This window comes from Lysinibacillus sp. LK3, from assembly GCF_001043675.1.
GTDB classification, from domain to species: Bacteria; Bacillota; Bacilli; order Bacillales_A; family Planococcaceae; genus Lysinibacillus; species Lysinibacillus capsici.
Window position 1 is genome coordinate 56361 of sequence record NZ_LDUJ01000013.1, and the last position, 26567, is coordinate 82927.

Below are 26567 nucleotides of genomic sequence, written 5' to 3' on the forward strand. Positions count from 1 at the left end.
TCCTCCTACTGCGACTCAATTGACGTGAAATAAGATTGCACGACATTTTGTAAATCCTTCGGTAATTGTAAGCGCTCTGAACTCTCTAAATAGCTGTCTTTATAAGAGCCAATTACTTCTTCATAAGGTCGAATAGAACCTTTTGTTATCGGACCATTTCCTTGTTGCTCAGATACATGGGAACCATCTCCTAATGCGCCACCATCTACTGATGTCTCACTTGCCCCACCTATTCGATTCGGTGTCGTTAGCAAATTCCGACCGCCTTGGCCACTTCCTGCTCCTTGACCACCTTGTCCCTGACCTTGACCTTGTCCCTGTCCTTGGCCCTGTCCTTGTCCTTGGCCTTGGCCTTGTCCCTGGCCTTGTCCCTGGCCTTGTCCCTGGCCTTGTCCCTGGCCTTGGCCTTGTCCCTGGCCTTGACCATTGCTCTGGCCACTACCATTTTGCTGTTGAGAACCACTTTGAGCATTATTTTGACTAGACTGGCTTTGTTGATTACTAGGTTGGGAATTACCAGATGACTGTTGACTGTTTTGATTGTGGCTGCTGGCATTATTGGCACTCGCAATTGCATTTTGTAAGGAGTTACTTGCTGGTTTACCAAGTTTACTCATAGCAGTTTGTGTGGCATTTGCATTTTCTGTGAGCCCTTGCTGCATTTGGGCAAGCTCTTTTAGCTGCTCAACCTCTTCCTTCGATAATCCTTGGCCTTCTGTTGTGCCATCTTGACTAGCCGTTTGTTTATCCTTTAATTGCTGCTCCTTTAATGCTAGCTCCTTTTGCTTTTTGACAACTTCTCGTAAAGCTTCTTCTGCTGTTTCAGCCTCTTTTAAAGTATTTTGAAGTTCTTGCAATTGCTCCTTTACTTCTTTTGTTTCCGCCTTCTTCTCTAATTCAGCAACTTCCTTCTTCATATCTTCGATAACTGCTTGCTCCTTTTCAACCTCTATTGCTTCAATTTGCGTAGCTGCTGGGAACATATAAAGAATGGCTAGTACAACTGTTGTAATAAATAAACCGATAAACGCCTTTGGACGAAATAGATTTTTCTTTCGAGCCTTAAAGTCTGCGAAAGCTTTTTCAGCATTTTGGATAGCTTTCGATAATAATGATTGAACAAGAGGATCCTGATCATCTTTAAATGATAAAGCTGTCACTAATTCATTATGTGAGAAATAATGATCCAGTTTATGCAATGCCTCTTTCTCTTTGACCCGTTTCCACCAAATATAAGCAATGGTTGAAATAATAACGGTAATAAAGGCTCCTAACGCTATTTGGCGATAATATGGCCAGACAAATAGTCGGGAAATAAGTACGAGAGAAGCACTCGAAAGCAATGCCAAAAACAAACCGTATTGTGCAATGGGAATGCTCCTTTCAAGAGTTAATCTCGATTTTGCACGCTGAATATATTTTCGTAATTGCTTACGACGCTCCATACCAATTCCTCCTCATCGGTTACTTTTCATGTTGGCACGCAATTTTTTAATCGCAATCGTTAAACAAAGCACAATGATGAATACATAAGCAATTAAATAAGTAATCCATACAGGTAGTTCTACACCCGAAAGCTCTGCTAATGCATCCCCCATCTCTGGAGAAATAAGTGTCAGCATCAAGGCACCTGGATTAATAGATGCCCAGAAATAGGTCATAAAGGAGGCACCTGTTCCAATGGCATTGCCCATTTGATGAAAGGCCATTGTTAAAAAGAAGAAGAATGCTGTAATACCTCCTAAGAAAATGATTGAGCCGTATGTGGCAATCATGGCAACAATAGTCCTCTTAGTAATCGTAGAAAACATCACGCCTATACTACCTATTGCTACTACAGTGACTAAATAAAATAAAAATATAGAAATAAGCTGTGAAGGCGACACACCACCGAATAGAAACACTAGACTGTAAAGTGGTAATCCCGCTACCAGCATCAATACTAGAAATGCTACGGAGGATAGTAATTTTCCAATAACAATTTGTGTAGAACTTTGTGTCGTTGTTAATAAAATATTTAATGTTTGCTTTTCGCGCTCACTACTGATAGCACCAGCAGTCAAACTTGGTGTAATGAAAAGAACTAATGCCATTTGCAAGATGGTTAGCACAGCAAACATCATAAAGCTTGTCTCTGGTCTAAAGAAGCCTCTGCCAGTAAATTCAGTTGTAAGCAATAAAAACCCTGCAATGAAAATACACAGTACAGCTAAATAAAACATTAAACCTGAAAAGCTTTTAAAAGAACGGAAGCGTAACTTCAATTCTTTAACAAGTACTGGATTATCAAATCTTTCCATCATTGATTGTCCGCTCCCTTCGTAATCGCCATAAAGACATCCTCTAAATCCTTCTCTTCTTCACTTAATGCATAGATTGGTAAATCTGTAAGCATAGCTTTTTTTAGCAATGCCACCTGCTCAGCATTTGTTCCTCGATAGTTAAAGGCTATTTCTAAACGATTTTCAATGACATCAATTGATGAAATATGAGGATCTTCCTCTAAAAACGCTCGTACTGCATCCAATTGATCTGTCACTTTCAACACAATACGCTTTTCTCCTTGTAGCTGGGCCTGAATCGCGGCTACATTTCCATGTGCAATTAATTTACCATTATCAATAACACCGATTTCATCACACATCTCAGCAAGTTCAGGTAAAATATGCGACGAAATTAAAATTGTTTTTCCCATAGACTTTAAATTCCGTAAAATATCTCGCATTTCCACACGAGCACGCGGATCTAGTCCTGATGCAGGTTCATCTAGAATCAGTACCTTTGGATCATGGATGAGTGCACGAGCTAAACATAAGCGTTGCTTCATACCACGTGATAATAAATCAACATATTCATAGCGTTTACTTGTTAAATTCACTAGTTCTAATAGTTGTGGAATTAACACTTGACGCTCTGCTAATTGGATACCGTAGCTCGCTCCATAAAAATCTAAATATTCATCTACTTTTAACTGATCATAAACACCAAAGAAATCGGGCATATAACCAATTTGCTTTCGAACTTCTTTTGGTTCCTTCACAACACTTTTGCCATTTATCAGAGCATCTCCTGAAGTCGGTGACAATAGTGTAGCTAAAATAGAGAATGTCGTTGATTTCCCTGCTCCATTTGCGCCAACAAATCCAAATACAACGCCTTCTTCTAAAGATAAGTTTAAATGATCTAATGCTGTAAAGGAGCCGTATCGTTTCGTTAAATCACGAATTTCAATCATTATTTTGCCACTCCTTTCAGCTCTATGTCTGGTAACTTCGTTTGTTCTCCTGATGGATCGGGACCATATTTGATTTCAATTCGAAGCTCCCCATCTTGATTAAAGTATGTTGAAACCTTGTCTGTAAACACTTGCTTTGTATCGACTAAAGGCTCATATATATTCGTTTCATTATTCCAAATGGATAGCTGCATACGTGAAACATCCTTATTAGAAATTGTCAGCTCATTAAGTGATTCAACGGCATCCATGAATTGATCTGGCATGGTCATCGTTACTTCGTACAACCCTTCAGATAGGTACCATTTATTCAATTCTTCCTCGATCTTTTCATAATAGCCATTTGCTGATAGTGGCTCTACTGAATACGAGAAGTTATTACGCTTCATTGTAAATGGACCTGTTAGCTCAACTTTTCCTTTAAATGGTTGAACAAGCATCGTAATCGGTGACATATTGGCACTTGTTTCTAATTCAACACCTACCACAGCTTGATCTGTCCAAGCTGTAAGTATTGGCTGGTTATCCTTTTCGACAAGCGGCAATGCTAAAGTTTTCATTCGTTCAATCCGCATTGGGTTTACCTCATCCTTTTTCGATGGGTAACTATAATTATAATTATTGAAAATAGATGGTTTTTGAAGAACCGTTGTTTTCAGTTCCTTATTTACCTGTAATGTTCCATTTGCTTCAATATCACCTAGTTTTACTTCTTTCACACCAGAGATTAATGTGACATCTTTTAATGCAAACGGGAAATTATTTTTAACTGTTCCTGTTAGTTTTTCATTTTTCAGTGTTATATCTATATCCATCTTCCCGATATTTTGTGCTGATGTTTTTCCACCAAAGGATTGCACAGACCAGTAGCTTAAATCACGTAATGTTAGTGTTGAACCGCTAGCATTTTCTTTTATATAAGAAGATTCATGTAATGGTCCCATCGTGCCTGTGAAGTTATTATAATTTCTTAATGCAACAGCAGTTGTATTTTGGTCAGCATTGACCACAAAGTCCCCACTACGATTCGTTAGAATGGACTCTACATAATAGCCATTTACACTATTGTCTTCATTTACTTTATAGAATGCAGATTGTTGAACTTGTGGCTGAACAATACGATCCTTCGCTCCGACAATAAAGAGAACAATGGAAAGAACAACAGAGATGGACGGTATTATCCACCATGCATGTTCACGCTTGTCCGCTTTTTTCAAGACAAAATAAAGAATTGGCCCGATTATTAAAATATAAAGAATAATGACAATTAGCATATAGCTCACTGATACTTCGAATGATGGAAATAGTTCATTAATGTTACGAAGTTCATAAGATATTTGATCGAGAGGAGATTGTCCCTGTCTCATCATTCCTTGCTGTGAAATACTTTGAATATTTATCACTTTGGCTAAAAGTGCTCCGTAGCCGTCCATAGAAGCAAGTGGTTGATCACCTAAAGAGAAGGTTGTTTGAATCACTTCCCCGCTACCCACTTTTTTCTTTGCTGCTAACACTTCATTATTTTCTGTTAATACAGGTAAACTTCCTTCACTACTAGTAGCTGAGTATACTGAAATCGGCTGTGTAAAAATGCCGCCTCCTGACAATTTAGTTAAAGCTTCTGCAGAAATCGCAGTCATTTCTTGTGATAATGACAAAGGTAAATACTCTTTAAAAACCCCTGCTGTAGCATTAATTTGGTCAGCAGCACCTAGAAGTAAGGTACCACCATCCTGTACCCATTTTAGTAATGCTTCTTGTTGTTTCGGTGTTAAATCAGCAATAGCCACTTCATCTACAACAATGACATTGGCCATCGCAAGTCCCTGCGAATCTTCTGGAAGTGTATAATCTTTTAATTGATTGATATTAAATACTTCCACATTACTTTGAGCTACAAATGTTGATAAACGTAATAGTGCAGAAAGACGATCACTTTTATCTGTTAATGTATAAATGAATGTTGATGAGGGGTCTAAAAAATTTGATTGCAGACGTTTAGTTCCCTTATAGGCAATCTTTTTTCCTTTTTCAATGCTTCCCTCATAAAAAGCAAATAAATCGGTGTCCGAATAACTATAGTCAGCTAAACCATCAAGATAGAAAGTAAATGTCTTTTCCTCTCCTGCTGCTATATCAATTTGAACGACAAGTGCTGAAGCTGCCTCATAAGAATTTGATGAATTAATCGCCATATCTCCTGAGAAGTCAGCTCCATTATTTTTCACTGTAACTTGGAGTGGTACTACTGATTGATATTTCGCTTTACCAGAAACACCCGCTGTTGCTTTCACCTCTAGCGTAGCAGCAGCACTTGCCTGAGTTGTAGGCAAGATAAAGCTCATTACCAGCATGACTAGTAAGGTCAGTGCCGTCCATTTTGTCTTTTTCAAAAGCTCAACCCCTTTTTATGTAAATAGATGGTTACATAATTATACGATTTATATTGCATTTTGTTCCATTTCTTATGTTATCTTCATTAATATTCATAAACTCTTAAGAATTCTACAATGCAAAAAGGCAACTCCAAAACAACCTGGAGCTGCCTGATTTTCTATTTAGTATAATCAAACAAACACCGTGCATGATCCTGCACTACTTCCACAAACGCCTCTACTTGTCTTAATTCAAAAGAGGATTCATAACCAATTAACCAAGTATCGCGTGTAAGACCAAACTCTTTTTCATCATTTGATAGAGGGATTTTGTGAATGGCATCGTGGTCATTTAACGTAATAGAAGGCAAGATCGCATAACCGATACCATTTAATGCCATTTGCTTGCAAATTTCAATTTGATCCACTAAAATTTGTTTTCTTGGATTCGAGGCAAAATGCTGCTGCCACCATTGCTGAATTTCTTGATAATAGTTGGAATCACTCTTATATTGAATAAATGGACGGTCTGTCTTTAACACATCTTCAATTGTTTTAACCTCTTTGTCCACTAAATAAAGAGTATCTCTGAAAAGGTGGATCTTTTCTCCTTTCCAGTCAACTTGGCCTCGTACAATGCCTACATGGGCCTCGCCCTCGTAAAGAGCCTTCACAATTTCAGAACTCCAGCCCGTCATCAGTGATATTTTAGCCTCTGGATATTTTGACACAAACTCCTTCAAGATTTTTGGTAGCCAGTTCTGACCAACAATGGATGCACAAGCTATTTTCAATGTCCCGTTTACCTTTGTCGTTAAGGATTGAATCGTTTCAAATATTTCTTCCTTTTTGGCTAGCATTTCCTTTGCATATGCAATAACTTGTTCACCAGCAGGTGTTGCTGTTAAACCTTTTTGTGAACGAATAAATAATTGTGCACCCCAGTCTTTCTCAATCGTTTGCAATCGTTGTGAAAGGGCTGGTTGGGATAAAAATAGACGTTCTGCTGCTTTCCGCATATTGCGTTCTTCAGCTAAGATTTTTAAAATTTCTGCCTCTGTTGCCATCAATCTGTAAACCTCCAATACAAGCAAAGAGGGCCTCATGATTTTCATCTGAGTTCCCTCTTAAGCTACTACTCTTTTTGATAAATATATTTTTTCAATTGCTTTAAAATAACACGTCTTGTTAATATCCCTGCGAATGTACCATCTTCGTCCACTACACATAAAAAGGCGTGGTTAATAACTAAATCCAAAGCACGCTGGAAAGTATCCGTCAGCTTCAATACAGCGATCTCTTTTTCCATAATAGAGTCAACCTTAATATCAGGTAGCTTTTCATATTCAATATGCTCAAGTCCAAGAATCGATTCGGTAATCATTTTCATGCTAAGTAAACCTTGAAGTCGATATTTCAAATCTAATACAGGTATGGACGAGTACCCTGTACGTGTTAGTACAAGGAGTGCATGTTCCGCACTATTTCCACTTTGTACATGCGCAACTTTTTCAGAGGAAATGATAAAATCACTAATTGGCATTGCTAATAAGTCTTTGCTGTTAGTTGAAATCATGAACTTCTTCTCCTTTTCTGTCCTCACTGTGTAGAACAGTCCTTCCCTTTCATCATATCACAACTTTTCTATGTATGACCATGACCAGGCCGAGAAGAGTTTTTCATGAACAATGAATTATTTTAGCCTTTACAGCAAAAACTTAGAATATCTTCATCCAGTCAAGTTTTTCGTGACCGAATGAAGATGGTTCTTAACTAATAGCCAGCCTTACTCCAGTAGTAAAAAATCATGATCCCTAAAAAAAGTAAAAAAATTGCATAGACCCAAACAATAGGGTTCAACATCGTTGCATATTCTTCAACTGTTTCTGAAATAGGGGTATCATTTTCAGATTTCCGTTCAGAGGTCATTTTAGCTATTTTTAACGTATAAACAAACGAAATAGCAGAAATGATCACAATGGCAATAATTGCTGGTATTAACCACATACCCATCGGCAAAACTCCTTTCTTTACCCTTAGTATGCGTCAACCCAGCTATTCGTTATGCAAAGATTTTTAGAATGGATATTGATTGAGCCACTGCCCACCATCCAAAGTTACACATTCTCCATTCATATAACTTGCTTTATTAGACATCATAAATGTAGCTAAATCAGCAATTTCTTCTGGTGTTCCTATACGGCCTAGTGGAACAGAATCTAGTGTACGAGCTGCCGCTGCTTCTGATTCCCAAAGCTTATCGGCTCCACCAGTACGCTCGATCGGACCTGGTGCAATAGCATTAACCCGAATCCCATACTGTTTCCCCCACTCAACAGCTAGCGTTCTCGTCAATGATAGTACCCCTGCTTTTGCTGCAGCTGAATGGATCACACCTGCTCCTGCATTCCAAGCATACGTCGCTACCATATTTAATATAGACCCTTTGATCTTATTCTCAATCCAATACTTGCCTACTGCTGAAGAGCAATAGAATGTACCATTTAATACAATATCTACGACAGCCTTCCAGCCATTCGGTGATAAATCCTCTGCACGTACAATAAAGTTACCTGCTGCATTATTCACAAGCCCATCCACTTGACCAAATTTTTCAATAGCAAATGCGAGCATAGCCTCAGCATGCTCAGGTACACGTACATCCATTTGGAATGTCTCAATAGAGGGACCAGCCTCAGCTATAAATTTCTTTGCCTCTGCTAATCGTTCTTCGTTACGACCTGTTATGACAACATTAGCTCCCTCAGTTACGAACTGCTTTGCCATATACAGCCCCATACCACTTGATCCACCCGTAATAATAATCGTTTTCCCTTGCAACATTCCATTTCCCCCTTTGTTAAAAATGAATGGTGATTCACTAAAAGTTTACTATATATTCTCGAATATGTCATATTAATTCTATAGAATGCGAGTTTATTTTCTGAAAAAATATAAAAGAGCCATTCATTCAATGAATAGCTCTCCAATATCATTAAAACTCATACGTATAGGCAATTTTATATAGCTCCATTAACTCTTCTAAAGTTGGTATCTTCGGATTGTTACCAGGACTCCCACTTGCAAGTGCATCCTCAGCCATTTTAGGAATGGCCTGATAATAAGCATGCTCCTCGATTCCCCACTGCTTTAAATTGCCAATTTTCATATACTTACACATATCTTTAATGGACGTAATAGCAAGCTGAGCAAGTTCCTCTTGCGATAGACGTTCTTTTGTTTTATTAAAAAATTGTCCTAAATCTGCCAATCGATTTATACAAGCGTCTTTTGAATAATCTAGTACAGCTGGTAAAAGCATCGCATTGGAGATGCCATGCGGTACGTGGAAAAGTGCCCCAATCGGACGAGACATTCCATGTACAAGGGCAACAGAAGCATTAGAAAATGACAGCCCTGCCTGCATCGAACCCAATGACATCGCTTCCCTAGCATCAACATCATCTCCATATTCATAAACCCTTATGATGTTATTCACAATTAATTCCATAGCAGATAAGGCGAGCACATTCGAATAAGGATGAGCTAAACGTGATAAATAGCTCTCAATGGCATGGCTCAATGCATCTATTCCAGTTGCTGCGGTAATTGCTGGAGGTGAGGTAATGGTTAAAATAGGATCAACAATCGCTATAGTGGGCATAAAAGCTGGTTGCTTAATCATCATTTTCACATCACTTTTTGTATTGGTAATAACAGTGGCATCTGTTGCTTCAGAGCCTGTACCTGCTGTTGTTGGTATCGCAATGTGTGGAATTGGTGCTTCAGCTGCAACCTTTGCCATTTTCATATAATCTCCTATGTAGCCGCCATTTGTAGCCACTACTGCAATCGCCTTCGCCGTATCAATACAGCTACCACCACCAACAGAAATAATGACATCACAGTTTTCTTTCTGCAAAAGCTGCAATCCCTCTGCAACATACGTATCATCTGGCTCAGTTGTCACCCCTATATATGAAACGACGTCTATCCCTTGGGTCTTTAACAGTGTATGGCATTTCTTGATAAAGCCTAAACTGTCCATAATTGGATCACTAATAATTAATGCCTTTGAACCTAGTTTTTTCGCATACTCTCCTACTTCTTCAAATGAATCTCGACCATATACAATCGTTCCTGGAGAATGAACAGTAAAGATGGTTTTTGTTTGAATCATATTTTCCCTCCTAAGCTATTGAGCTGTATAGCCACCATCTAATAGTATGGCCTGGCCGGTTAACCCCTTTGCTACATCACTTGCTAAATATAATGCAAGTCCTGTAATTTCTGAGACATCAAGTAAACGTTTTTGCGGTACAAGTGGATATAACACTTGTTCAAGAACTTCTTCCACTTGAATACCCCGTGTCTGTGCTAAATCCATAAACTGATTACGTACTAATTCCGTGTCAACATACCCTGGACAAATAGCATTTACCGTAATTCCCTCTGTCGCCACCTCTAGTGCCGTTACCTTAGTAAGCCCAATCACACCATGCTTTGCTGCATTATATCCCGCCTTCCCAGCAAACCCAATGACGCCATTGATGGAGGCCATATTGATAATACGACCAAATTGATTTTTCTTCATATGTGGTAACGCATACTTCATCGCCACAAAGGGAGCAACGACCATCACTTTTTGCATTGACTCAAAAATTTCTGTCTTAAAATCCTCAATAAGCGACACATGTTGAAATCCTGCATTATTGATTAAAATATCTAATGTTGAGAATTCATTAATCGTAAAATCAATGGCTTCTCTTATGGCTTGTTCTTCTGTCACATCACATATATAGGAAGTTAAAGAGGGGTATTGTGCGACGGCTTCCTCAAGAAGCTGTTCATTTTTATCTGATATCACAACATTAGCCCCTTGCTCAGCAAATGCTTGTGCCATAGCAAGACCAATACCACGAGCTGCCCCTGTAATAAAAACCGTTTTTCCTTGCATACTTCATCCCTCCTACATCCCTAATGAGAATAATATGATTGCAAGTATTGTACCTATGATAGGGATAATAACCGTCAAAGCTCCAAATGGCATATATGCATCCTTATGCTTTTCATTACATACTGAATTGATGGTTGTCACAACATATCCTCCGTGCGGCAATGAATCTAGGGAACCAGATGCTATAGCGATTGTCCGATGCAACGCCTCTGTATCTACACCCATCTCGATATAATGCGGTGCTAGTAAGGGCATAGCAATTGTTTGTCCCCCTGATGCTGAACCTGTTAAACCAGCAATAACCGCAATTGCTAAGGCTCCTCCAATCAGCGGACTGCCAGGGATATTGGTCATTACATCAACAGTTGCAACAAAGGATGGTGTTGCTTTTACTACCCCGCCAAAGCCGACAACAGCCGCCGTATTTGCAATGGCAATAATAGCACCCATTGCACCTGCTGCTAATGTTGCGCCAACTGACTTTGCATATTTGTAACTCACTAAATAAGCAACGATACAGCCACTAGTTAAGGCTACAATTAAAGCAGAGGTTCCAAGTGAATCATGGAAAATATAAGAAATGACTAAAACAACTAATAATGGTATGAGACTCAAAAGGGGACTCGGAAGCTTTCTTGTTTCATCAGCTACTGGATCGGTGGAGCGCTCAATGAAAATTTCCCCATTGTTAACAGCGCGTTTAATCATCCAATTCAGCCAAAGCGAGCCACCAACGGCCATAAAAATAGCCACGACAATACTAACTTGCCAACCTGCATATGGAGTTGTACCAAGATATGGAATTGGTATCCAATTTTGAATCTCAGGTGAGCCTGCTGATGTCATCGTAAATGTGACAGAACCTAGGCCCAGTGCAGCAGGAATAAAACGTCGTGGAAAGTTTGCTTGTTTAAATAAACTAATAGCCATTGGATAAACTGAAAAGGCTACGATAAAAACTGAAACACCACCATATGTGAGTACTGCTGCAGCTAAAACTACAGCATATGTGGCATATTTCACCCCTATTTTTTCTACAATCCATTTAGAGACACTATCTGCAGCGCCTGTGTCCTCCATGACTTTGCCGAAAATGGCGCCCGCCATGAACATTAAATACCATGAACCAACAAATCCGGTGAATCCATCCATATAGCTCGTTAGAAAGTTGGCCCGATCTTTATCAGCTGTTTGAGGAAAAAATGCAAGACCGTTTGTTAAGGCTGCTAACAGCGCAGTTAACGGTGCTGAAATAAGTAGATTTACACCCTTCATTGTTAAATAAACTAATAATGCTAAACTACCAAAAAGACCAATATACTCTAACATTTACACCCCACCCATCCCCTTTTTTAGAAAAAGAGCTGTATAACTCTACAGCTCTAGGTTTTATTAGTCGTTATTGCTTGGGAATGAAAACGTGGATGCTGAGGAGGCATTGCCAGCCATCCAACGCTCTGAAATTGTCTTAGTTTTTGTAAAGAATCGTGCTTGATCTGGGCCAAACATATGCCCCTCACCAAAACGAGATCCTTTAAAGCCTGCAAAGTTATGGTAGCCAACAGGAATTGGAATTGGTACATTGACACCAACCATGCCAACATCAATTTCTGTTGTAAATTTTCGAGCTGCTAATCCATCATTCGTAAAGATTGTGACACCATTACCTAGCTCATGCTTATTGATAAGTGTAATAGCTTCCTCTAAGGAATCTACACGAACAACATTGCGAGCTGGACCAAATATTTCTTGCTCGTAAACTTCCATGCCTGGCTTTACATGATCTAATAATGTAGGCCCTACATAGAACCCTTTAGACTCTTTGACAATATCAAGTTCTCGTCCGTCACAAATTACTGAAGCTCCTTCGGCTTCCCCTCGATTAATTGCAGTAAGAATTGCTTCTTTTGATTGCTGAGAAATAACAGGGCCAAAATCTGAATCAGGGTTTGTATATGGGCCTACTTTCAGATTAGAAATTTTTTCCTTAAGAATATCCACTAGGCGATCAGCAGTATCCTTTCCTACAGGCATGATAGTAGATATTGCCATGCAACGTTGGGATGCTGCTCCATAAGCTGCACCAATAAAGGCATTAGCAACCTGTTCAAGATCCGCATCTGGCATCACGACCATATTGTTTTTACCACCACCAAGAGCCGTGACACGTTTACCGTACTTTGATCCTGTTTCATAAATATATTTAGCTACTGGTGTTGATCCAACAAATGAAATCGCTTGCACAGCTGGGTTTTCTAAAAGTTCATTGACCGCATCTTTATCACCATTGATTACTGTCCAAATACCATCAGGCAATCCCGCCTTCTTCCAAAGCTCACTAACATATAATGAAGTCATTGGCACACGCTCAGATGCCTTTAAAATAACCGCATTTCCTACAGCAATGGCCATACTCGTTTGTGCTAGAGGCACCATGATGGGGAAATTAAATGGAGAAATTGCTGCCACAACCCCTAATGGATATTTTGCAGAATAAGCATTTATTTGACCTCCAACATTTACGGAGTATTCTCCTTTCATTAAATGTGGCGCACCAATGGCTAAGTCAACAGATTCAAGTCCTCGTGTAATCTCACCTTTGGCATCTTCAATCGTTTTACCGCTTTCAGTACAAATGATTTGTAATAGCTCTTCCATATTTTCAGTGATAAGGTTACGGAACTTTAATACAATTTCTGCACGCTTAGCCACTGATGTATCACGCCAAGCCGGAAATGCTGCTTGAGCTTGCTCGATTGCATCTTGTGTTTCCTCTACTGTTGCAAGGGGTACCTTAGCAATGACTTCACCTGTTGTTGGGTTAAATACCGAACCGAATCGGCCACTTTTTCCTTCAACCAATTTGCCACCAATAAAATGTGTTAATGTTTTAACCTCTTGTGTCGTTGTCATATCCATTTCCTCCTCTTAAAATTGTTCTAGTTTACATTTTTCTTTTAAACTTAAATAAGCTGCAGACATATCTTTTTCTCCATAGCCCTGCTGAGCAATTTCACTATAAAGATCCACTAACTTTTCGCCGATTCGCAGCGATACGCCTGCTTCATCCGCCATTTCCTTAGCTAACTTCAAATCTTTTAATAGTAGATTTGTCGAAAAGCCCGGCTCATAATTATCATTTTTCATATATTCCAAATAATTACGTTCATAAATACGGCTTTGTCCATAACTATTATTTAATACTTCATAGAGCGTGTCTGCCTGAATACCCATTTTTTCGCCAAGTACAATCGTTTCAGCGACTGCCTCTGTGTAAAAGCCAATCATTAAGTTATTGAGTAATTTAATTCGCGTTCCTATACTTGAAGATGTGCCTAAATGATAAATATTTTTACCGACTATTCTGAATATTTTGCTAGCACTTATATAATCATCTGTGCCACCACCAACCATAATAGTTAATGTAGCATTGATAGCCCCTATGACACCCCCACTGACAGGCGCTCCCAAATAACGTAATCCCAAAGCTATAGCTTCTGTATGTAACGTATCATTCAATTCGGGATTAACAGTACTAAAATCAATCAGCAGGCACCCTTTCTTTGCATGTTGTAAAATTCCTTGCTCTGATTGATAAACCAATTCTACAACCTGAGGGGTAGGCAAACTTGTCATAATAACATCACATTTTTTCGCAATATCCATAGCTGTCTCAAGGCCGAAACCACCTGCTGCTGCGAATTGTTCCATTGCTTCCGCATTCGTATCGAAACCATATACCTGATAATCTGCTCTTAATAAGTTAATAGCCATCGGTAAACCCATATTCCCTAAGCCAATAAAACCCAATTTTTTCTTCATTGTGACCTCCCCATGCCTTGAAAATACAACAGAAAACTTGATGATATACTAGCCAACTTTCATTTTTTAAAGTAACATTAGTAACGAGATAACATCATTGACCGCAGTCATTGACTTCGGTCATTTAAATCATAATCAATCGAAATCCATCTCGTCAATTAAAAAATTAATATTTTCAGAATATTTTTTACAAAAGATATTTTACAATATTTAATATAGGAGGTATTAGCTACCAATGGAAACACTCACAAGCAGACAGAAAAAGGCATTAGAAACACGTGAAAAATTATTGAAAACTTCTTTAGATTTATTTAACAAGCATGGTTATGAACATGTTTCTGTTGAACAAATTACAAAGGCATGTAATGTTTCAAAGGGTACATTTTATACACATTTCCCATCTAAATATGATGTTATTTTAGAAAAATTTAAGGAGCTTGATAATTTTTATCGTACAGTTGAAAAAAATATTGATCCCACATTACCAGCAAGTGAAAAAATACTCTTAGTGTATCAAGAGCAAATGAGATATTTAACCAATATTGTGGGAAAGGATTTATTACGTACAGTATATACGGCTGCTATGACAAACCAAGTAGAACAGGATCATTATTTAATCAATCCACAACGTAAGATTTTTCAGATAATGAATACATATATCGAGGAAGGAATTCAACATGGGGAATTTAGACAAGATGTTTCTGCTGCTACCATACAAACACTTATTCAGCGCTGTATGCGTGCGAATGTCTATGATTGGTTGATACATAGTGAAGACTTTGACCTAGCCTCTGAAATGGCGCAATTCACAGCAATTGTCTTAAACGGTCTTAAAAACGGCAAATAAAAAAGTAGCACTTCATCTATTTTGTGATGAAAGTGCTACCCGTTTTCTAGCTTACAAAATATTGTTGTACAATCGTTTCAACTGGTAATGGTTTATTATACAAATAGCCTTGCCCTTTTTGACAACGATGGCGTTTGAGAAAATCAACTTGTATTGGTTCTTCAATTCCCTCAGCAATGACCTCTAATCCTAAATTATGAGACATCGAAATAATTGCTTTTATGATGGCTTCATTTTTGTCATCCTTTGCTATATCTGCAATAAATGACTGATCAATTTTAATAATATCAATCGGATAACGCTTGAGATAACTTAATGAGGAATAGCCTGTCCCAAAGTCATCCACAGACACATAAACACCTAATTGCTTCAGTTCTGTAAGAATAGAAAATGTTTCATGTACATTTGTCATGGAACTTTCGGTAATTTCTACTTCTAATAACTCAGGCGGTACACCATATTTCTTTAAAGCTGTTTTAATTTTTCGGGCAAAATTTTCTTTTCTAAATTGTTTTGGGGATATATTGACTGCAATCCGTACAGGACGATATCCTTTCGATTGCCATTCTTTTTGGTAACGACATACCTCATCAATAATCCAATCACCGATTTCAATAATCAACCCTGAGGCTTCCGCAATAGGAATAAATTGTGCTGGTGATACAAAACCAAATTTACGGTTATTCCATCGTAATAATGCTTCAAAGCTATTGATGCTATTATTTGCTAAATCCATTTGCGGTTGTAAATGGAGACTTAGCTCATTAAATTCAATTGCTCGACGTAAATGTGCCTCCATTAATGCTTCGTTTGGAAAAATGGCCGTCATATCTTCACGGTAGTAGCGATAATGTGAACGACCATGTTCTTTAACAGAAAATAAAGCTTTATCTGCTTTCCGTACAAGTGTCTCGATATCTTTACCATCTGCTGGGCTAAGTGAAATCCCAATCGATACGCTAATAAAATATTCCTGTCCATCTATCATAAATGGCTGTTTTAATACGTCCATAATCAAGTTTGCAGTTCGTTCAATTTTTTGGATGGTTGCATCTTTTAGCACAAAAATAAACTCATCACTATTATATCGATATAGCGAACACTTTGAGTAGCAAAGCTCCCGTAACCTATGACTAAACATACGCATCAAATCATCTCCCTTGCTCTCGCCAAGGGATTCATTAAACTTTTTAAAACGGTCAATGTCAACTAAAATAAGAGCGGCTTGCTTATGCTCTTGCTTTTTATCATTTAAATGCTGTAGCCAATGCTCCTTAAAAGCTTTTCGATTCCAAATACCTGTTAATTCATCCATTAGTGCTAGGTAATAGAATGCTTCATGATCATTCATAAATGAATTAGCATCTTTAACAAATAGGTGGACACCCACAACTTCACCATTATAATAGGTTGGATGCGTTCTTAAATAAAAGGGCTCTTTGCTTAGTAAATTACCTTTCAATAAGCATTTAGGCATGCCAAACGCTGAACCTTCGATTGTTTTGGTAAATAATAGTTTAAACTCATTGAGATATTTACTTTCGAGTAATGAAAAAATATCTAGTCCAATTAGACTGTGCTGCTCTCTCGATAGTGTAGCAGTAGCAGCAATATTTTGATGAATTATTCGACCTTGTAAATCTGTCGTTAACACTGGACTTATATGTTGTTCAATGAACTGTAAATAGGGATTTTCTTCAAATGATGTCGCTCGAAGAATAATGGCAACTATTGATTCAGAAAAGTGCTGAACATGAAGCATAAATGTTTTCTCTTGAAGACCGTTACCTAATTTTAGAGTATGCTGTTTATTGATTTCTTCAATTAGAAATCCCGACAATTGCAGCCAGCATTGCTTAGTAAAAAAGTTCTCAGCGTTTTTGGCTGTTATATCCTCCAGCTCAATCATTGACGATAGCTTTTCATTAAATTCAACGACCTCAAACACTGTCTTATCAACTTGTCTCAAACAAATGATTGCATCAAATGGATTCAGTTGCATGAGCTGTTGATATTCTGCAAATGGCGCTACATTTTCTCTACATTTTTTCATTCTATCCCTCACTAAGTAGCGTGTTTGCTCTATTCTTCGTCTAGCGTAGGCTTTAATGCATCCTTCAAGAAAATTTCCTGGCTATTTAATGGATCTTCGCTACGATCAAACTCTTTATAATGATACTTACCATTAGAGTCTTGAATACGGGCTTTGGCAGTATCCATTAATTGTGCATTCATTATGTCAATAATACGAGTTTTTGCTTCACTTGCATATACAGGGAATAAAATTTCCACACGTTTAATCATATTGCGTGTCATCATATCTGCAGAGGATAAATATACTTTATTTTCCCCATTATGATGGAACCAATAAATACGAGAATGTTCAAGGAAACGACCAACAATACTTGTTACGGTAATGTTCTCACTAATACCTGGGATTCCTGGTCTAATACAGCATATACCACGAATAATAAGCTCGACCTTTACACCCGCAATCGATGCCTCATAAAGCTTCATCATTAAATCTTTGTCTGTCAATGAATTCATTTTTGCACGAATAAAACCATTTCCATATTTTTTATGACAGGCAATTTCCTCATCCATTAACCGAATAAACTCATCGCGTATATCAAATGGTGCAACGACTAAATGATTAAAGGTAGGCTTTTCTGTATAGCCACTTAAGTAGTTAAAGAAATTTGTCGCATCAATGCCAAACTCTTTATCTGTCGTTATTATGCCCATATCCGTATAAATTTTTGCAGTAGCATCATTATAATTTCCTGTACCCAAATGGACAAAACGTTCAATTTTGCCGTTACGACGACTAACGACTAGCGTGATTTTTGAGTGCGTTTTTAAATTATTCATCCCATAGATTACAAGACAACCTGCTTGTTCTAATTGTTTTGCCCAGTGCACATTGTTTTCTTCATCGAAGCGAGCCTTTAGCTCCACTAATACCGTTACTTGTTTACCGTTTTCAGCGGCAAGCTTTAACGCTTGAATAATCGGTGAATTCCCGCTTACTCGATATAATGTCTGTTTTATAGCCAACACATTTGGGTTGACAGCGGCCTCAGAAATAAAATCAACAATAGGGGCAAAAGATTCATATGGATGATGGAAAAATATATCCTGTTGAAGTGCTTTTTCAAAAATATTTTCGTCAGACTGTAAATCTAAAGGTGGCTGTGGGATAAAGCTTTCATATTCTAAATGCTCACGACCTACTGAAATACCTTTCACAAAAGAGAACATAAACGTTAAATCCAAAGGACCATCAATATGGAATACATCCGATTCTTCTATTTCGAATTCATCTAGTAAGTATTGCAGCACTTCCTCGTTCATTTCTCCAACTCGAACTTCTAAACGGCTTCCTACTCCCCACTTTCGCTTTTTCAGCTCTTTTTCGATCTCCACGAGAAGATCTCGAGCCCCTTCTTCATGGATAGTTAAATCTGCATTTCTTGTTAAGCGGAAGGCTTGTGCTGATTTTACGCTATAGCCATAAAACAGCTTTTCAATATGCGCTACTATCACATCCTCCAATAAAACTACAACTGTCTTACCTTCTTCGGACGGTACTTTTATATAGCGATCTAACACAGATGGAACTTGGACAATCGCCACTTTTTCACGACTTTCAAGATCTGACTCATCCTGCTCTAACAGCACTAGTAAATTCAAAGTTTTACCAAGCAAAGTTGGGAAAGGACGATATGCATCCACTGCAACAGGGGTTAAAACAGGGAAGATAGTTTCTGCAAACATTTCATTGATAAATGATTTTTGCTTGCTATTTAAATCTTTCATGTCCGCAATATGTACATTATGTTGAGGTAGTAAATCATAGATTAAATGTCTATACACCTCAGTTTGTCGACGCACTAATGCTTGTGTGCGTTCTGCTATTTTGGCCAACTGTTCCTTCGGCGTTAAGCCAGATTTGTTTTCGGGCTTATGAAAACCAGCACGTACCTGGTCCTGTAAGCCTGCAACACGAACCATAAAAAATTCATCTAGATTGGAACTAAATATAGCTAAAAATTTTAAACGCTCGAGCAGAGGATTATTAATATCCTCTGCTTCCTCTAGCACGCGTTCATTAAAGGCAAGCCAGCTTAATTCACGATTATTATAATATTGAGGCTTTGCAATTTCCTCTAACAATAGATTGTAGTTTTCGGAGAACTCTTCCCCATGTAGCTCGTTTTTCGTTACTTCAGTTGTCATCCATTGTTCCACCCTTCTTCAATAAAATTGATCTTCATTGGGATTTTTAATGCACGTTCTAAATGCTTTCTATGTCGATTGGCTTGATACTTTTCAGCCGCAGCATTCTTTTTTACATAAATATTAAGCTGAACATGATCTTCTTCGGTGTGCATTTCAATAGCATGTACTATATTGCGTTTTGAAACATTTAATGCATAGACAAATTTTAATAACGCTCCGAAATCTCTTATTTTACGATGTTCCTCCCGACTCATCCATGTAGCAAATGGGGCAGCAAATCGTTCGAAATAATCTTTATTTTTATAGGAGGCAAGAAGTGCTAGTTTTACTCGTTCTAAATGATTTAAACCATCAATGGATTGATTCGCAATTAAATAAAAAGTATGTTGGCTTGAAGAGCTTAATTCGATATACTCTCCTATATTAAAAACCTTCGCCGCTTTTGCTAATAAATGCAAATCTTCTGGATGATATTGCAAGTAGCCTAAATGACAACATTCACGATACAATTGGTCTGCTAAATGCATTAAATAATCTACTTCCACTTCACTCCGACCATACTGACGTGCTAATCTTCTAGCATTTCCTTCAAATACATTATATTTATCAAACGCCTTTGTATCTGTTTGCAAAATCCGTTGAATAATGAGTCCCTCACGTAAACCTCGCTTTGTCAGTTGGAAGGTCTCACTACCAACTACCTCCATCAACACTCTAAATACCTCTAATGCAGGAACAATGATATCTGCACGGTCAGATGAGAGACCATCCAATTGTTTCAATTCCTGAAAGCTTAATTGCCCTAAAAATAAGCTTAAATCATCCAAATTTTCCTTTGTCATTTCATAACCATGTACGCTGGCAATAGGATAATCATGCTTTTGTTGATGTATTTGAGCAATATTACGCGCACTACCACCAATTGCGATAATAGGTAGAGCAACATTTTTTATCCAAGGGAGTGTTTGGAACTGCTCTTTGACAAAGGCAAGAAGCTCTTTTTTCTCACTACTATTGATAATGTCACCTTTTACAAAACGTTGCTTTAAAGAAACTGTCCCAAAAGGGAAACTATGTGATTGCTGAATTTCTTTATTTTCAAACAGCGTAATTTCGGTACTACCACCACCGATATCGATTGTTACGGCCGATTTCGTACCCATGGAATAAGCAACAGCAACGTAGCCAAAATAGGCCTCTTCCTCTTCTGATAAAAGCTCTATTTGGATACCAGTCCGTTCTTTCATTTCCTCTATAATTTTGTCTCGATTAGTGGCTTGTCGAATAGCCGCAGTCGCAGCAGCTTTTACATCTGTTACTTCAAAATCCTCAAGCATGGCTTTAAATGTTAATAAAGTTTCTGATAACACTTGAATACCTTCATCAGACATCTCTCCTGAGGGCTGTAAATATGTACGCAAACGTGCTACCGTCTTAATATTTCCAAGCTCACGAAGTCCCTCTTCATTATCATATTGATATAATACTAATCGTATAGTATTGGAGCCGATATCAATAATAGCTGTTTTTAATTCATTCAAATAATCACATCCTTCAAGCATCTACCATTTATTTTGTTCATAATATTTGGACATATACAAAAAAATCGGACCCTCTTAATTAAGGCATCCGACTTTACTTTCATTTATTTATACTTGCAGGATACCCATTATTAAAATTGAGAAGTATCATGTAAGCCATGGTGATTACAGAATAAGTTGGTCAACACGTAAAATGAGCTCTGCAATTTCTGGCTTACTTATTTGATCCTCAGCCCCTACTTGATCACCTTTATGACGAAGGTCATCTGTAATTAGACTTGAAAAAATGATAACAGGAAGCTTTTGAAGATCGGGATGCTCTTTGATTTTTCGTGTTAAATGATGGCCATCCATTTGTGGCATTTCAATATCCGTTACCACCAATTGAATATGCTCTGCTATATCACTACCACTCTTTGCAATTCCCTCTAAGTATTCATAAGCATCGCGGCCATTTTCAAAGAATTCAACATTGTCATAACCAGCTTCACTCATAGTATCAAACAGTAATTTACGTAATAACGGTGAATCTTCTGCAATTAAAATTCGCTTTCCAGATCGCTCACGTTTACCGAGCTTTTTAACAGATTCCACACTAATTCCTGATGCAGGATTGATATCCACCATAATTCTTTCGAAATCTAGTAATAGAATCATTTGCTCATTCTGTTTAATCACACCAATTACTTGTGATGTACCCCCTTGATACATATCTGAAGGCTTTTCGATTTGATTCCAAGAAATACGATGAATTTGTGTTACATTATCTACATGGAAAACGACACGTTGTTTATTAAATTCTGCGACAATATATTTTTGTTGTGGATTACGCTCAGCACCTTGAATTCCTAATACTCGTAGCATATCTACAACAGGTAATACCTCACCTCGTAATTGAATGATTCCTTCTACATGCGGGTGCGCGTGTGGGATAAACGTTACTGGGATCGGTTGAATAATTTCTTTTACTTTAATAACATTGATGCCAAACTTATTGTTTGCTACTTCAAATTCAACAATCTCTAGCTCATTTGTGCCACTTTCTAATAATATTCCTTTATGTTCCAATGCAACCCCGCTCCTTTCTCTACATCTGTTTATAATTCAATTGTATCATAGGCAATACATTTCTCCTACTTGCTATTTCCATTTTTATCATTAACTTTTAGATGTACCAATAGACCAACGACAGTCATAACGATCAACGTTGATAATGCTACACGACTAGCAATAGTACCATAATCCTTCATCCATAATGTAACAGTTCCATATATAGCTGGACCAATAATGGAGGATACTTTACCTGAAAAAGCAAACAACCCAAAAAATTGTCCACGTTTTTCGTTCGGTGATAATTCAATAATATATGTCCGAGATGTCACCCACATTGAGCCAAGTGATATACCAAATAGACTACCAGCAAGCCAGAACATCCATTGTGCTGAAGCAAAAACAGCGAATACCAGAGCAACAATCATAATAAGTGCAACAATTGTAATGGCACGTTTAGCGCCTATTGATTTCGTAATATACCCAAAGGCAAGTGACCCAATGATTGTTGAGACAGTAGAGACCAAATAAAGTACGATAAATTGTCCAGAACTAAAGCCAACAATCGTTGTCGCATAAACAGCCATCATAGCAATCGTTGTAGCAATGGCATCATTTAGAAAGAAATAAGCAATCATAAAGGTAAAGATTGCTTTATATTGCTTCATATCTTTAAATGTTTGAATGATTTCTTTATAACCATCTAAAAACTTTAAGGACTTTCGTTGGGACTTTGGGATCGGTGTATCTTTATTAATTAAGAATAATGGCAATGAAAAGAGTAGATACAGAATGGCTGTTGGGATAAATGCTCGATGAAAATCGCTGTTACCAACATACAAGTAAACAAGTAATCCAAAAAGTGTACCAAGATACCCGATTGCAACACCATACCCTGAAATGAGTGGCATCTCTTCTTTTGTCCCTAGATCACCCATCATAGAATCGTAAAATACTAAACTTGAATTAAAGAAAAATTTTGCTATGACAAAACTTGCAACTACCAAAAATAAACTAAGAGGCACACCAGAGTAATTGACAGTGGTTTGTGCATTAGCAAATATTCCCATCATAAATGTAAATAGAATAGATATGGATGCAAACCATACAATAAATCTCTTTTTATAACCTGTGTTATCAATCCACACACCGAAAAGGGGTGAAAAGATAACGAGCAACAAGCTTGCAATGGCATTTGCATAAGATATAAAGGTGCTCGCAACTTGTTGCATGACTTCATTTGTTCCTAAAACCTCATCCATGTAAAAGGGAAAAAATATTGTATTTATATTTGAAGAAAAAATTGTATTCGCAAAATCATAAAATGCCCATGAAAGTATCGGTAATGATAAATAAATGGCTAATTGACTTCGATGTTGTACGTCTATAGCTGTACTCTTCTTCATAAAACCCTCCTCTCCATTCTCTATAATAAACAATTAATTTCTCTCTGAAATAAAAAATACCTTTTTTTAAAGAAAATTAATATTATTTACAATATAACAGTAAATTCACTGAAAAATAACTGCCAAATGGTCGATAATTGAACGCTTATTTTCTGTGTAAAACCAAAAAAGGTATTCAAGCGGCCCCTCGCTTGAATACCTTTTTATCATTCTATATCTATGGTTACCCATTCAGAGGACCATTGCTCAATCGCTTTTAGCACAGGTGCAATAGCATAACCCTTTTCCGTAAGTTCATACTCAATGACAACTGGTGTTGATGGAATTACTGTACGTAGCACTATTTGCTCAGTCTCTAACTCCTTTAAACGTTCTGTTAATACACGACTACTAATATTCAACTGATTTTTAATGGTCGAATACCTTTGCGGACCATTTAATAGCTGATAAATAAGTAGTGTATTCCAACGATGATTTAATATCATGAGTGCTTTTTCAAATCGTGGACAAATATTTTTTTGATCCAAATGACTTCCCCCCTTTGTATATTAGTTCCTATTTAACAGTATATCACTTTTTAAAAAAACCTGTTCTAAAAATACATTAAGTTACTTGACAAAAGTTATTTTTAAAAATAAACTAAGTTACGAATTGTAAGCAAAAAAAGATAAGGAGTTACTTTATTATGCAAAATATTGGTTCAACAATTTTACGTATCGTTCTAGGCGTTATTTTTGCAGTGCATGGTTTTCAAAAATTTCAAGGTGGTATTAGCTATACAGCTGACTTCTTTGATAGCCTAGGTATACCAGGATTTATGGCGTATATCGTGGCAATTATTGAATTAGTTGGTGGAATTGCAATTATTTTAGGTTTAGCAACAAGAATATTTGGTGCTTTATTAACCATTACAATGATTGTGGCGATCTTTACAGCAAAACTTAGCATCGGCTTTATCGGGGCAGATGGATTGGCTGGTTATGAATTAGATTTAGCTTTAGGTGCAATAGCTCTTTACTTTACTCTCGCAGGCGCATCCAGCTTCTCACTGGATTCTCAACTTTTCGGGAAAGAGTAAAACAAAAAAACCTGAAGGTCTCCCATTTAAGGAGCCTTCAGGTTTCCTATTCAGAATCCCATCGCGAATTATTTATAATACTTTAAGAGTGCTTGTGTACCATTATCACCATAGCCTGCTGCGATTAATTTCTCATACATTTCATAGGCTAATGCAAGTCCTGGTAATGTTATGCCCATTTTGTTTGACTCGTCTAAAGCTATTTTCATATCCTTTACAAAATGTTTAATATAAAAGCCTGGTGCAAAATCTTCTTTTATCATACGTGGGGCTAAATTGCTTAAAGACCATGAACCTGCTGCACCTGAAGAGATCGATTGTAATACGGTAGGTAAATCTAATCCTGCCTTTAGTCCATAAGCTAGTGATTCACACACGCCAATCATACCAGAGGCAATAACAATTTGATTGCACATCTTTGCATGCTGCCCAGCTCCTGCTTCACCCTGATAAATTATATTTTCTCCAAATTGCTTCATAATTGGCAATACCTTGTCGTATGTGACCTGATCGCCACCAATCATGATAGACAAAGTGCCATTTTGAGCACCAATATCCCCACCTGAAACAGGGGCGTCTAAAGCCTCTACACCGATGGATTGAGCATACATATAAATTTTCTTTGCTAAAGATGGCTCTGAAGTCGTCATATCAATGACAATATTGCCTTGTTCTGCTGTTTGGAAGAGGCCATTTTCCCCAAAATATACTTCCTCTACATCTGAAGGATAGCCAACCATTGTAAAGGCAATTTCATGATTTTTAAATGCTTCAGCAGGTGAGCTTGCCCATGACGCCCCTAAGGCAACAAGAGGCTCTGCTTTTTCTTGCGTACGAGTATAGACGGTTACTTCATGACCATTTTTTAGTAAATGCTTAATAATACTAGCACCCATTACTCCAGTTCCAATAAATGCAATACGTTTCTTTGTCATATGTACATGCTCCTTTGTTCTAGAATTTCTGTACTCTCCGTGAGAGTCCAACTCTATATCTTTTCAGTTTAGGTGAAGGAATGAAATAATTCAAACTCTTCCCATAACTTGTACTAAAATTTATATGTAGGGCATATATACCGAATAAGCAAAAAAAGAGAGCAAGTGATTGGGGGATCACTGCTCTAAAGGGGGAAATGAGAATGTTGCTGTGTTCATAGTAAGTTATTCCCCATTGAAATGCATTTTAAACATATATGTTAAAATGTTTTTTACTCTGAATACTGGAACAATCTTTTTTAGTCTTCTTGATCTTTTTCTTCTTCAAATGCCATCTGTCTATAATAAGTATTCATTAACTGATCTAATCTGCGACTCAGTTGAATGGTTTTTGCATTTTGTAACCCGTTTTCTACACCTGAGCGAATCATCATCTCACGAGTTTGTTCCATTTGTTTCAAGAGTAGATTGACCATTCATACAACCCTCCACACACAAATAATCATACCATTATTATACATTTATATTTCATTTCTTACAGCATTAACTTACGACAATGTTCGACAAATTAACTTCTAGGTGTTTCAGTATAAGTATAGATAATTCGCCCATTTTGCTTGGCCTCACCTCTATAATGTTTAAATAATGGGTGTTTTACAAGAATTTCACGAAATTCGTAAAATTCTTCCTTTTGAATTTCAATACTTTCTCTTTCCCCATTTTGTAATTGTTTAAGCATATTTTCGTATTTTTCCATGAACTTTATTCCTCTCTTTGCCTCATTTGTGTAATAAATTATGAATTATTTAAAAAAAGCTTTACGTTTACCAATTTTTCATGCAAACTGTATATTATTAGTCGATGAAGGAGCTGACTGTCTGTGAAAATAGCTGAAGTTGGAAATATTATCGAGTTTAAAAATGGTCTCCAAGGTATTGTAGAAAAGGTAAATGAAAATTCGGTGATCGTTAACTTAACATATATGGAGAATTTTGATTCCCTTGAAATTGAAGAAAAAACGGTCGTCAATCATAAACGATATAAAATTTTATATACTAATGAAGCTTAATAGTCTGAAT

At 37.3% G+C, this 26567-nt stretch carries 25 protein-coding genes; 3 read left to right on the top strand and 22 right to left on the bottom strand.

The annotated features are described in order from the left end of the window. Nucleotides 1-5: 5 nt before the first annotated feature. The 13 genes from VK91_RS07210 to VK91_RS07270 form a co-directional block, all read right to left on the bottom strand. A complete protein-coding gene (locus VK91_RS07210) occupies nucleotides 6-1445 on the bottom strand; it encodes a hypothetical protein (protein ID WP_048391974.1) in 1440 nt (479 codons plus the stop codon). A 12-nt stretch (nucleotides 1446-1457) separates the two neighbouring features. After that, a complete protein-coding gene (locus VK91_RS07215) occupies nucleotides 1458-2303 on the bottom strand; it encodes an ABC transporter permease (protein ID WP_048391975.1) in 846 nt (281 codons plus the stop codon). Continuing rightward, nucleotides 2300-3235, bottom strand: coding sequence for an ABC transporter ATP-binding protein (locus tag VK91_RS07220; protein ID WP_048391976.1), 936 nt, complete (start codon nucleotides 3233-3235; stop codon nucleotides 2300-2302). Before VK91_RS07220 ends, VK91_RS07215 begins: the two co-directional genes overlap by 4 nt. Next, nucleotides 3235-5628: a hypothetical protein gene (locus VK91_RS07225; RefSeq protein ID WP_048391977.1), complete on the bottom strand. Its 2394-nt coding sequence runs from the start codon at nucleotides 5626-5628 to the stop codon at nucleotides 3235-3237. The genes VK91_RS07220 and VK91_RS07225 overlap by 1 nt, the downstream gene beginning before the upstream one ends. Before the next feature lie 161 nt (nucleotides 5629-5789). Continuing rightward, complete coding sequence (locus VK91_RS07230) at nucleotides 5790-6677, bottom strand: LysR family transcriptional regulator (RefSeq protein ID WP_048391978.1); 888 nt, start codon at nucleotides 6675-6677, stop codon at nucleotides 5790-5792. A gap of 68 nt (nucleotides 6678-6745) precedes the next feature. Further along, nucleotides 6746-7186, bottom strand: coding sequence for a cyclic-di-AMP-binding protein CbpB (gene cbpB / locus VK91_RS07235; protein WP_004224640.1), 441 nt, complete (start codon nucleotides 7184-7186; stop codon nucleotides 6746-6748). A 197-nt stretch (nucleotides 7187-7383) separates the two neighbouring features. Next, the gene (locus tag VK91_RS07240) at nucleotides 7384-7623 is read right to left on the bottom strand and encodes a hypothetical protein (protein WP_048391979.1); all 240 of its coding nucleotides are present in this window, start codon (nucleotides 7621-7623) and stop codon (nucleotides 7384-7386) included. 63 nt (nucleotides 7624-7686) lie between these two features. After that, nucleotides 7687-8454, bottom strand: coding sequence for a 2,4-dienoyl-CoA reductase (gene fadH / locus VK91_RS07245; RefSeq protein ID WP_048391980.1), 768 nt, complete (start codon nucleotides 8452-8454; stop codon nucleotides 7687-7689). A gap of 151 nt (nucleotides 8455-8605) precedes the next feature. Continuing rightward, nucleotides 8606-9790, bottom strand: coding sequence for an iron-containing alcohol dehydrogenase (locus VK91_RS07250; RefSeq protein WP_048391981.1), 1185 nt, complete (start codon nucleotides 9788-9790; stop codon nucleotides 8606-8608). Between the two features lie 15 nt (nucleotides 9791-9805). Beyond that, nucleotides 9806-10567 (bottom strand): 3-hydroxybutyrate dehydrogenase, encoded by a 762-nt coding sequence (locus VK91_RS07255; protein ID WP_048391982.1) that lies wholly within the window; start codon nucleotides 10565-10567, stop codon nucleotides 9806-9808. A gap of 12 nt (nucleotides 10568-10579) precedes the next feature. After that, nucleotides 10580-11896: a GntP family permease gene (locus tag VK91_RS07260; RefSeq protein WP_048391983.1), complete on the bottom strand. Its 1317-nt coding sequence runs from the start codon at nucleotides 11894-11896 to the stop codon at nucleotides 10580-10582. A gap of 63 nt (nucleotides 11897-11959) precedes the next feature. Beyond that, nucleotides 11960-13480 carry a CoA-acylating methylmalonate-semialdehyde dehydrogenase gene (locus VK91_RS07265; RefSeq protein ID WP_048391984.1) on the bottom strand — a complete coding sequence of 507 codons (1521 nt, stop codon included), beginning with the start codon at nucleotides 13478-13480 and terminating at the stop codon, nucleotides 11960-11962. Between the two features lie 15 nt (nucleotides 13481-13495). Next, nucleotides 13496-14389, bottom strand: a complete 894-nt coding sequence (locus VK91_RS07270) for an NAD(P)-dependent oxidoreductase (protein WP_048391985.1) — start codon at nucleotides 14387-14389, stop codon at nucleotides 13496-13498. A 235-nt stretch (nucleotides 14390-14624) separates the two neighbouring features. On the opposite strand from VK91_RS07270, the gene VK91_RS07275 reads away from it, so the two are divergent. After that, entirely contained in the window at nucleotides 14625-15236 is a 612-nt protein-coding gene (locus tag VK91_RS07275; RefSeq protein ID WP_048391986.1) for a TetR/AcrR family transcriptional regulator, read from the top strand. Between the two features lie 46 nt (nucleotides 15237-15282). On the opposite strand, the gene VK91_RS07280 is transcribed toward VK91_RS07275, so the two are convergent. The 6 genes from VK91_RS07280 to VK91_RS07305 all read right to left on the bottom strand — a co-directional run bounded on the left by VK91_RS07280 (nucleotide 15283) and on the right by VK91_RS07305 (nucleotide 24002). After that, complete coding sequence (locus tag VK91_RS07280) at nucleotides 15283-17289, bottom strand: GGDEF and EAL domain-containing protein (RefSeq protein ID WP_048391987.1); 2007 nt, start codon at nucleotides 17287-17289, stop codon at nucleotides 15283-15285. A gap of 29 nt (nucleotides 17290-17318) precedes the next feature. After that, nucleotides 17319-19475 carry an RNA degradosome polyphosphate kinase gene (locus VK91_RS07285; protein WP_048391988.1) on the bottom strand — a complete coding sequence of 719 codons (2157 nt, stop codon included), beginning with the start codon at nucleotides 19473-19475 and terminating at the stop codon, nucleotides 17319-17321. Next, on the bottom strand, nucleotides 19472-21019 hold the full coding sequence (locus tag VK91_RS07290) for a Ppx/GppA family phosphatase (RefSeq protein WP_048391989.1): 1548 nt from the start codon (nucleotides 21017-21019) through the stop codon (nucleotides 19472-19474). The genes VK91_RS07285 and VK91_RS07290 overlap by 4 nt, the downstream gene beginning before the upstream one ends. A gap of 165 nt (nucleotides 21020-21184) precedes the next feature. Next, complete coding sequence (locus VK91_RS07295; RefSeq protein WP_048391990.1) at nucleotides 21185-22087, bottom strand: chemotaxis protein; 903 nt, start codon at nucleotides 22085-22087, stop codon at nucleotides 21185-21187. Nucleotides 22088-22152: 65 nt separating this feature from the next. Continuing rightward, nucleotides 22153-23475 (bottom strand): MFS transporter, encoded by a 1323-nt coding sequence (locus VK91_RS07300; RefSeq protein ID WP_048391991.1) that lies wholly within the window; start codon nucleotides 23473-23475, stop codon nucleotides 22153-22155. A 206-nt stretch (nucleotides 23476-23681) separates the two neighbouring features. Then, entirely contained in the window at nucleotides 23682-24002 is a 321-nt protein-coding gene (locus VK91_RS07305; RefSeq protein WP_048391992.1) for a helix-turn-helix domain-containing protein, read from the bottom strand. 158 nt (nucleotides 24003-24160) lie between these two features. Between VK91_RS07305 and VK91_RS07310 the strand changes: the two genes are divergently transcribed. Beyond that, nucleotides 24161-24553: a DoxX family protein gene (locus VK91_RS07310; protein ID WP_048391993.1), complete on the top strand. Its 393-nt coding sequence runs from the start codon at nucleotides 24161-24163 to the stop codon at nucleotides 24551-24553. Nucleotides 24554-24621: 68 nt separating this feature from the next. Here the strand turns inward: VK91_RS07310 and VK91_RS07315 are convergent, their stop codons facing one another. From VK91_RS07315 to VK91_RS07320, 3 genes are all read right to left on the bottom strand, one after another. Continuing rightward, nucleotides 24622-25488: an NAD(P)-dependent oxidoreductase gene (locus VK91_RS07315; protein WP_048391994.1), complete on the bottom strand. Its 867-nt coding sequence runs from the start codon at nucleotides 25486-25488 to the stop codon at nucleotides 24622-24624. A gap of 299 nt (nucleotides 25489-25787) precedes the next feature. Continuing rightward, the gene (locus tag VK91_RS22395; RefSeq protein WP_004224595.1) at nucleotides 25788-25964 is read right to left on the bottom strand and encodes an aspartyl-phosphate phosphatase Spo0E family protein; all 177 of its coding nucleotides are present in this window, start codon (nucleotides 25962-25964) and stop codon (nucleotides 25788-25790) included. A gap of 92 nt (nucleotides 25965-26056) precedes the next feature. Continuing rightward, the gene (locus VK91_RS07320; RefSeq protein ID WP_048391995.1) at nucleotides 26057-26245 is read right to left on the bottom strand and encodes a hypothetical protein; all 189 of its coding nucleotides are present in this window, start codon (nucleotides 26243-26245) and stop codon (nucleotides 26057-26059) included. Between the two features lie 123 nt (nucleotides 26246-26368). Here VK91_RS07320 and VK91_RS07325 point away from each other — a divergent pair, with 123 nt between their 5' ends. Beyond that, entirely contained in the window at nucleotides 26369-26557 is a 189-nt protein-coding gene (locus VK91_RS07325) for a DUF2187 family protein (protein ID WP_004224583.1), read from the top strand. Nucleotides 26558-26567: the final 10 nt, after the last annotated feature.